Origin of the sequence: uncultured Nevskia sp., assembly GCF_903885465.1 — a bacterium.
Taxonomy (GTDB): Bacteria; Pseudomonadota; Gammaproteobacteria; order Nevskiales; family Nevskiaceae; genus Nevskia.
Genome location: NZ_CAISIQ010000428.1, coordinates 1 through 1789 on the forward strand (window position 1 = coordinate 1; position 1789 = coordinate 1789).

The following is a 1789-nucleotide window of genomic DNA, read 5'->3' on the forward strand; positions in this document are numbered from 1 at the left end:
CGCCGGACCGTTGCCGATCTGCCAGTAATGGATCGTCCGGTCGTCGATCTTGTAGCTGTATTCCACCGGCTTCGGTGGCTGCGGAAACAGCTCGTCGATCGAGCCCATCGGATACGGCGGGTTCTTTGCAGCGGCCGCGACGCTGATCAGCAGCAGACTGCAGGCAACGATCCAACGTCCGAAGCGCATGGATTTCTTCTCAGACCGCAACTGGGTGAGCAGGGCCGCTTTGCGAACATTGCTCGCTGGCCATGCGAACGCTCGGCCACGGATGGCCAGGCCGGGGGTCGTCGATCAACCCAACCGGAGCCAGGGACGGCGATTTCATACAGCGACTGGCGCTTTTATGTGCGGATGCGGCTCATAGCCGCTGATCGTGAAATCTTCCAGCTTGAAGCCGAACAGATCGGTGACCGCCGGATTGATCGTCATCGTCGGCAGCGCCTTGGTTTCGCGGCTCAGCTGCAGGCGTGCCTGCTCGAGATGGTTCGAATACAGGTGGCAATCGCCGCCGGTCCAGACGAAATCGCCGGGCTTAAGGCCGGCGACCTGGGCAATCATCAAGGTCAGCAACGCATAGCTGGCGATATTGAACGGCACGCCGAGGAAGATGTCGGCGCTGCGCTGGTAGAGCTGGCAGCTGAGCTTGCCGTCGGCGACATAGAACTGGAACAGCGCGTGGCAGGGCATCAGCGCCATCTTGTCCAGCTCGCCGACGTTCCAGGCCGAGACCAGCAGGCGGCGCGAGTCCGGCGTCTTGCGTAGCTGTTCGAGCAATTGCTTGATCTGGTCGACATGACGGCCATCGGCGGTCGGCCAACTGCGCCACTGACGGCCATAGACCGGGCCGAGCTCGCCCTGCTCGTCCGCCCATTCGTCCCAGATCGATACGCCGTGCTCCTTGAGGAACGCGGTGTTGGTATCGCCACGGAGAAACCAGAGCAGCTCCACGGCGATCGACTTCAGATGCAGCTTCTTGGTCGTCAGCATCGGGAAGCCCTGGGCCAGATCGAAACGCATCTGGTGGCCAAAGACCGAGCGGGTACCGGTGCCGGTGCGGTCGGTCTTTTCCGTGCCGGTGTCTAGCACTAGCTTCATCAGGTCGAGGTATTGGCGCATCGTCTCAAACCTTGTTTCGTTGGTAGGCCACGATCATCAGCGTGATGCCGGCCAGCAGCATCGGCACGCAGAGCTGCATGCCCATCGTGAACCAGCTGGTGCCGTAGAGGTAGCCCAGCTGGCTGTCCGGCACGCGGACGAATTCGACGGCGAAACGGAAGGTGCCGTAGAGGATCAGGAACAGGCCGCTGATCGCCATCCGCGGGCGTGGCTTCGAGCCGAACCACCACAGGATCAGCAGCATCGCCAGGCCTTCGAGCCCCGCTTCGTAAAGCATGCTCGGATGGCGCGGCAGGCCGTCGCCGAGCTTCGGGAAAATCATGCCCCAGGGAAGCGTGGTCGGCGCACCGTACAGCTCGCCGTTGATGAAATTGCCGAGGCGGCCGGTCAGCAGGCCGAACGGCACGGTCACCGCGATGAAGTCGGTAACCTTCCAGAAACTCAGCTTGTGCTGGATCGCGTAGACCTGCATCGCCACCAGCACGCCGATGAGGCCGCCGTGGAAGGACATGCCGCCCTCCCAGATCCGGAAGATCACCAGCGGATCCTTGAGGAAGATCAGCTCGCCGGCCTTGTCGACGTTGTAGAAGAACGTGTAGCCGATACGGCCGCCGAGGATCACCCCGAGCACGCCGTAGAACAGCACGTCCGACACCCGCTCCGGCGTCCA

The 1789-nt window shown here is 62.5% G+C and carries 3 protein-coding genes; all 3 read right to left on the reverse strand.

The annotated features are described in order from the left end of the window. Nucleotides 1–189: hypothetical protein (locus QZY06_RS16590; RefSeq protein WP_295686170.1), on the reverse strand; the 189-nt coding region annotated here is incomplete at its 3' end. A gap of 135 nt (nt 190–324) precedes the next feature. After that, nucleotides 325–1119 (reverse strand): thymidylate synthase, encoded by a 795-nt coding sequence (locus QZY06_RS16595; RefSeq protein WP_295686171.1) that lies wholly within the window; start codon nt 1117–1119, stop codon nt 325–327. Between the two features lie 4 nt (nt 1120–1123). Continuing rightward, nucleotides 1124–1789, reverse strand: a 666-nt coding sequence (gene lgt / locus QZY06_RS16600; RefSeq protein WP_295686172.1) for a prolipoprotein diacylglyceryl transferase, incomplete at its 5' end; no start/stop codon positions are given.